Annotated in this window: 6 protein-coding genes, 1 pseudogene and 1 other annotated feature; of the genes and pseudogenes, 1 reads left to right on the top strand and 6 read right to left on the bottom strand. The window is 46.9% G+C overall.

Going from position 1 to position 6,907, the window contains the following annotated elements; genetic code table 11:
- Positions 1–110 precede the first annotated feature (110 nt).
- From BW950_RS15660 to BW950_RS14235, 3 genes are all read right to left on the bottom strand, one after another.
- A complete protein-coding gene (locus tag BW950_RS15660; protein WP_076489971.1) occupies positions 111–440 on the bottom strand; it encodes an IS3 family transposase in 330 nt (109 codons plus the stop codon).
- Positions 441–625: 185 nt separating this feature from the next.
- Positions 626–2,149, bottom strand: coding sequence for a restriction endonuclease FokI C-terminal domain-containing protein (locus tag BW950_RS14240; RefSeq protein ID WP_076489970.1), 1,524 nt, complete (start codon positions 2,147–2,149; stop codon positions 626–628).
- Between the two features lie 3 nt (positions 2,150–2,152).
- Positions 2,153–3,220, bottom strand: coding sequence for a DNA cytosine methyltransferase (locus BW950_RS14235; RefSeq protein WP_076489969.1), 1,068 nt, complete (start codon positions 3,218–3,220; stop codon positions 2,153–2,155).
- A gap of 522 nt (positions 3,221–3,742) precedes the next feature.
- Between BW950_RS14235 and BW950_RS15025 the strand changes: the two genes are divergently transcribed.
- The gene (locus tag BW950_RS15025) at positions 3,743–3,961 is read left to right on the top strand and encodes a hypothetical protein (RefSeq protein WP_143559279.1); all 219 of its coding nucleotides are present in this window, start codon (positions 3,743–3,745) and stop codon (positions 3,959–3,961) included.
- Positions 3,962–4,427: 466 nt separating this feature from the next.
- Here BW950_RS15025 and BW950_RS14225 read toward each other — a convergent pair.
- From BW950_RS14225 to BW950_RS14215, 3 genes and pseudogenes are all read right to left on the bottom strand, one after another.
- Positions 4,428–5,642: pseudogene (locus BW950_RS14225) on the bottom strand (IS3 family transposase).
- Positions 5,264–5,376: a sequence feature (AL1L pseudoknot), on the bottom strand. It overlaps the preceding pseudogene by 113 nt.
- A gap of 47 nt (positions 5,643–5,689) precedes the next feature.
- On the bottom strand, positions 5,690–5,818 hold the full coding sequence (gene tnpA / locus BW950_RS15485) for an IS66 family insertion sequence element accessory protein TnpA (protein ID WP_268760121.1): 129 nt from the start codon (positions 5,816–5,818) through the stop codon (positions 5,690–5,692).
- A 387-nt stretch (positions 5,819–6,205) separates the two neighbouring features.
- Positions 6,206–6,907: Rpn family recombination-promoting nuclease/putative transposase (locus tag BW950_RS14215; RefSeq protein ID WP_076489966.1), on the bottom strand; the 702-nt coding region annotated here is incomplete at its 5' end.

Genomic DNA, 6,907 nt, shown 5'->3' with positions numbered 1-6,907 from the left:
TGTTGAGACCGAGCATATCCAGGCGGTGATTTCGCGATAACACCAGCGCGGGGACTTCGGTTCCCGCGCTGGTGTTCCTTGAAATACCAATTCGGGCAAAAGCAGAAATGCTATGCCACTGCGGGAAAATCGACCAGATTCATGTTCAGCCTGCGGAAAACACTGCGGGATGCTGTGATAAAATAGCGCGGGCGCTTACAAACGCACTGCAGGCCCATCTCACGCCGTAATCGCGCGATATGGTCCCGACCCAGAACGATGCCGTTCGCCCGCAACTCAACTTGAATACGCTGCGGGCCATATGTTCCGCGCCCCGTCTTGGGGGGTGCGGACGTTTTGGGCCGGTGTATACACCAGCCCTTGATCTCGTCAGGGATACTATGAAACTTGGTGGATAGAAAAAGAAAAGGTGTATACCCTTCTGATAACAACCAAATCATCAGAAGGAGTTACGTATAGTCTACAGTCAGTCTATCCCACCAGGGGGAATCGCAATCTGAAAAACCGTCCTCCGCGCCCCCAGAATCACTGTCCGAAGTCACCTGTGTACACAGTCGGGTTGAAGCGGTTGTTGGGCAGAAGACCACCACGTCTATAGAGCCTGGGCCAAAGATGACGAAGGCAATTACATCATATCCTCTGGCGTGATTAATCTATTTAAACTAAAAATACTTCTCAATGAGAGATGGCAATATGGCTTCTCAATTTGCTTTTCAATCATTTTTATTAAATTAACAACACTTATCCCAGAACCATTTACTTTAGATTCTCTTGAAATATTTTTTATGGATATTTCAAAAGAATTTGAAAATCCTCCGGCGATATACATGAAAAAAGCTAAATCACATTTCTTGAAATTCTTATACTTTGGAATATAATTATGAATCATCCTGTTTTTATGGTCGTTATTTATTGAATATTTGCTATATGCTTTATTGTCTATTATACCTGAAAAACCGAACTCATCAGAAATAACGACAACATCAGGCGTTAATCCTTTTTGGCCTATATGCTCAGATTGAAACAAAAAAACATTACGAAATATTTCAGAAGTAGCTTTTTCAAAGGCAGTTGCTTCATCACGACCTTTAAACGCCATTTCAAAATATTCATTCATGAATATTCTTATTGCACCATGTGGATATATCTTGAACAGGCAGTCTTCAACCACAGAATACTGAATTCCCACACTTTCCACAATTTCATTAATCAAATCCTGATTGATTTTTGTTATAGGGCGAGCCAATGCAATATTAATAAAAGCTTTTCTTATTGAGCTTTCTAGAATCATATTTGCAGTTACTGTAATAGACTTATTTAAATCCCTACTATCTTTTTTATGCCTGGGATCAACGCCAAATTTTCTTTGAAAATACTCTTGCTGATACGGACGATCAATAAATGGAGGAACAACAGATAGTATTTTTTCTACTTCTTTTCTCTTTTCTTCAAAAATTCGGATTTCGCCACAACCCCGCTCAACAATCTGTGTGTACTCCAACCAATTAACTATAGTATTAGCAACATCTTTAAGATTTTTCTCAGTAGTCCCATAATTAGCTTCAAAATCAGAAACCATTAACTCATTCTCATAGCTTCTATAATGCAATAACTTATTTACAATACACTCATAGCACTTATCTGTCTCATTCTCTGCCTGAAGAATAATTATCTCTGCAATTTCTTTTTCAGAAAGAAAGGAAATTCTATTGTCATTTAACAATCTTAATAAAAATCTGAATGGTCTAATTTTAAATCGATCATGGACACTGACATTCCTAGAAAGAGAGAATGGAGATGGAAATTGATACTTCAATATTTGATTCTTTAAGACTTCAACTGGAGAATCACCATTTAAAATAGCCTCTCCGGCAAGAGTTAAAAATATTTTATTTGTGCTCTCCTGTGTAAAAATCAACCCCAAACTAGCAACCCAAGCTTTATATGTTCTTGCCCCTCCTCCAGTTTGATCCCGTCTATCTCCCTCTCTTTTTAAACCCGCTTTTTCAAGAGCGTCTTCAAGTGAAAGATGGGTGTTCCTTTGTCCTTCCCATGTTTCATTTATTGATATCTCAGAAAATTTTGCTAAGACTTCTGGAATAGAATTCAACTTTCTTTTAGGTCTTGAAACCCACCAGTAGTTTATCATAATTCACACTTTCACATTACAATTAACGCAAGGGTAAGATATTCCTGCAAAAGTATTCAATACCGCTTCAAAGATTATCCTGGCGCCTTTTACAGGAACTGCCATTCCTATTTGCTTTCGAACACTTTCTTTTGATCCAATAAACTCATATGAATCGGGAAAGGTTTGCAACCTAGCTCTCTCTCGGTTTGTTAAAGCTCGAGGTTCATGATAATGATAAATGTGTGTTCCACCACCACCAGACCCTGTTACAGTATATGCAGGCTTGCCAGGATCGAGCCTTTTGTATATTTGACTGATTTTAGCTCCTTTTACATTAAGCTTTAAATGATCTGGCAAATCAGAATTAAATGCATTTTCTCCTGGCTTAATATGCATAAGACGCTCAACTACCTTATTAGATTGCTTTGTTAGCTCATTATTTAATGCATTTTTCCCAATCGGAGGGTTTTCAATAGCATTTTTTGATGAATTATCAATTGATTTATATGGTTCCGGACTAGGAGGACAAAAATAAAAATTTAAATCATCTCTTATACCAATAATGATAATTCTATGACGAGCTTGCGGAACACCGTATTCTTCAAATTTATATAAATGAGGAAAAATTTTATATCCGCTATCCTTCATATCATCCAATATTTTCGCGAAAGCACCACCATTATTAGCACTACTTAATCCCGAAACATTTTCAGCAAGAAACCATTCGGGCTGAAACTCTTTTAGCACAGTTATACCGTACCTATATAAAGGACCGAATTTTCCATTCATTCCTTGTTTTTCACCTACCAATGAAAAGTCATTACAAGGAAAACCAAAAGCAAGAGCATTGATTGGTTTTAATTTTTTATTGTTTTTTGACAAATCCATTGTTCTCACATCTGCACAAATAACACTATCTTGACTTTCAGGACAAATATTTTTTATATATGTTTGGCAGGTATCAAAGTCATAATCTGTTGCCCAGCTATGAACTATTCGATAGCTATTATCTTTGATTCTAGCTGTTTTGGCTCCATAGGCAATACCACCAGGTCCGCAAAAAAGCTCACCAAGTCCAAAAGTTTTCATCTATATCCTTAGTCTGCATGGATTTGTTCAAGTAAAAGCAGGCTTAGCATTATAGCATTTTTGTGTATTTAGTAAAGACCCGCGCCATGGATGACGCGCGCGACAATTAATATGTGGTCTGGTGCGCCGATAGGCTCATCTTCCTAACTCTCCGGTCATAGCGACTCGTTACAGCGGGCAGTTCTCTTCCCGGTGTGGCTGTGTACTCCGTCAAATGGTATGCATGCCATTTCCAAGGGCGATGTTCATCGAGAATTCTTATCTTCAAATCTTTCCGGAGGCCCGTAAAAATTGTCCAAGAAAAGGTCCGCACCCCCCTTTTTTAATGCTTACGGCGCCGAGCACACCATCGTCTTTGACGATGTGGACGGCTTCTCTTCTCCTCGCTGGGGATGGACGAATGGCCCCCTTGGTGTTGGCTCGTACGCATTCGAGATCTACGCCGGAGCCGGCCAGAGTGACATCACCAGAGGCACTCTCGTTGGTACGCTTCTCGTTGATTACGACGGTACGACTGCACAGGTGACCTACGTCATGGACGAGGGCTTCTTCATGACCGAAACGCACCTGTACGTTGGCTCCGATCCGCTTCCCGGTGGCGATTCACCCACAATAGCTCCCGGGCAGTATCCCAGCACGCGGAGTGACATGGATAACGTCACTAGCGACAACTACACGATCACCGGCCTGAGCGGAGAGATCTTCGTGGTGGCTCACGCGGTGGTACTGGGTCAGTACTGACCGTTACCAGACAGACATGACCCACGTAAGGGTGAGCCGCCAGGAAACTGGCGGCTCTTTTTATTTCTGCTGCTCCCGACTCGGCCAATTGCCTATGTACCGTGAGGCCTCCTACAGGGTTCCCTCGGTATGGTCCGCTTTCGTTGCCTCCAGCGGCGACCAGTGCCACGATCGATACAGGAGCGAACATAATGGATTTCTTTTCCATGCCAGCACGGCGGAACAATGCCCGCCCCTACTGAATATGCGCTCCATGTATTTTCAGAATCAGGTCGTTGGGCGGTCCTTCCCAGGCGCGGCGCACCCAGGCGGTAACCACCGCCAAAGTTCGTGAATCATGGGGGGACTTAACATAAGCCAACGGCTCGGCGGCCAGATAGGCCGCCATCTCGAACTGCTCATTAAAAAATTTCTGCCTTCGGCTGACTTCGGGAGCACCTGAACCGCCCCGGTTTCAACGGACAGGTTAGAGTGTGAGTCCGACAGGACCTGCCGTCCTCATCTGTTCTTCATAGTACTCCATTTCGGCTTCTTGTGGAGACCGATATCCGATCGATTCCATGATCCGCCGGTTGTTGTATCAGTCAACCCAGTCAAGGGTCGCTATTTCGACTGCGTCGGTCGATTTCCATGGTCCGTGTTGTCGTATCACCTCCGTTTTATAGAGTCCGATGATTGATTCCGCCATAACGTTGTCGTACGAATCGCCGGCATTTCCGACCGACGGTGCGATTCCCTCTTCCGCAAGTCGATCCGTGTAGCGAATGTACAAATACTGGACCCCTGTCGCTGTGATGAACCATCTCGTCTGTGACCTCGCGGTCGTGAAGCGCCTGTTCCAGCGCGTCCAATGTGAGGTCAGTCGTCATAGCCGAAGCCACACGCCACTCCACGATCTTGCGAGCAAATACGTCGATGACAAACGCCGTGTAGGCAAAACCGCGCCAGGTCGGGACGTAGGTGAAATCTGAGATCCACAACTGATTCGGACGGGTCGCGATGAACTGCCGGTTCACCAGATCCGGCGGTCTCGGGTGTGTCTTGTCCGATATGGTGGTGATCTTTCTTCGGCCTCTAACCGCTCCAGATAGACCCATTGCGTTCATCAGGCGCTCCACCGTACATCGAGCTGCCGGAATTTTTTTCCCGCTTGAGCTGTCGCCACATTTTACGAGCACCATAGACACGGAAGTTGTCTTCCCAGACTCGCTTGATCTCCTCGCGGAGGTAGTCTTCCCACTGAGCACGAGCACACCTTCGTGATGGATCTCGCTGCTGAGCCTTCCGTTCGTAGTATGCTGATGGCGCGACCTCAACCTCACGACCGACTGGACACCGTACGTACTGCGGTACTCATCAATGAAGTCGACTAATACCGGGATTTGCGGTCCAGCTCCGCTTGGGCGAAAAAAGCTGAGGCTTTTCTCAAAATTTCGTTAGAACGTTTCAGCTCGCGGTTTTCTCGCTACTGCTTCCGTTCGTTTGTCGTAAGGCCGCCGCGCTTGCCGCTATCCGTCTGCGCTTGACGAACCCATCGGCGAAGCGTTTCATGCGTACATCCGATCTTGGTTGCAACCGAACTGATCGCTGCCCATTCAGATTCATGATCGTTTATGGACTCTTCAACGAGCCTGACTGCTCTCTCTCGCAGCTCTCTCGGATACCGTTTTCCCTTTCCCATGACACCATCATCTCAAACTTTCAGGTGTCCGTGAATCCCGGGTCGGTTCACTTCCAGAGATCCATTGAGCTCAGGGCCACTCCGTTTTCCGCACAAAAAGCTTTGCGGGTCATCCCGCTTTCCCGGTACTGATGGACGACGCTGCGTCGGTATGCGTCTCGTTCTTTTCTGGTCATTCGGGCCTCCTTGAGAGCCCGGTTATTGGTTATGTCGCTCCACCGCGGCAGGTGGGGTGCTTTTGTCGGTTACGGAAAGATCGCACGGTGGACTCTGCCCAAAACACTCCCCCGGCGGAGCCACCCAAAAAGAGAATAATCAACGAATCGCCAGTCGAGAAGAGTGACATCCCGGAATATGAGAATGGTATGCCGAATCCTTCGTGGTATCCCGGAAGGGATCGCTCGAAAATGCGCCCAGACTGGCACGAACACGCGGACGGTGAGAAATGGAAATAGCGAAACAAATTCTACCAGGCGGCGGATGGTGTTTCGCAGGGGGGGGCGCGGCCGACGGGCCTTCCAGCCCCATCCCCGGTAAACTCACAGGCGCCCCGAGAAGGGGTGCTAGGTTGATCGCTCGAGATCCCCGATCTCCTGCTCGGAAAGGCCGGTGATCTCGGTGATGTCGGAAAGGGGGAACCCGCGTTTCAGCATCTTCAGGGCATCTTCACGAGCCTTCTGTTGTATGCCCTGCTGCATGCCCTGCTGCATACCCTGCTGCATACCCTGCTGCATACCTTCTTGCATTCCCTGCTGCATACCCTGCTGCATGCCCTGCTGCATACCTTCTTGCATGCCCTCTTCCTTGCCGCGTTGCTCGGCGCTACGTAACCGCGAACTGACATCGCGTTGCCATTTCTCACGCGCCTCGGCGATGTCCATAAGCTCGTCGTCGGCAGTAAAGGTGCGGTAGGCTCTGTGGGCCTTGCCCAGAGCAGGGTTGTCCTTCAGCAATAGCGTCATATCCTCCTCCTCCACGGTGCCTTCGTGCTCGAAGTAATAACACCATGTATCAAGTTTGTCCTTCACATCACCGGTGCTTTTCAGGTGATTCTTGGGCAGTTCGATGAAATGGATCTGCAGGTGATCGGATAGCACATACTCCGGTGCGTCGGCCTCGGTGATCTGGAAACAGCTATGATAGCCGGGAAGCTGGGGGAAGATCTCGAAATCCAGCAGGTTGATACAGACCGAGGGGGTCAGCTCGATATAGTCGTCACCTTTCTTCAGCTGCCCGGCGTAACTCCTGGCCCAGTAGTACAGGCT

The sequence above is a fragment of the Alkalispirochaeta americana genome (genome assembly GCF_900156105.1).
GTDB lineage: Bacteria > Spirochaetota > Spirochaetia > DSM-27196 > Alkalispirochaetaceae > Alkalispirochaeta > Alkalispirochaeta americana.
Note: the sequence above shows the minus strand (reverse complement) of the source record. Positions and strands in the feature narration are given on the sequence as shown.

Coding starts and splice junctions, on each gene's coding strand:
- BW950_RS15660 (WP_076489971.1), bottom strand. CDS start 440: ATGATTTGGTTGTTATCAGAAGGGTATACACCTTTTCTTTTTCTATCC.
- BW950_RS14240 (WP_076489970.1), bottom strand. CDS start 2,149: ATGATAAACTACTGGTGGGTTTCAAGACCTAAAAGAAAGTTGAATTCT.
- BW950_RS14235 (WP_076489969.1), bottom strand. CDS start 3,220: ATGAAAACTTTTGGACTTGGTGAGCTTTTTTGCGGACCTGGTGGTATT.
- tnpA (WP_268760121.1), bottom strand. CDS start 5,818: ATGACCAGAAAAGAACGAGACGCATACCGACGCAGCGTCGTCCATCAG.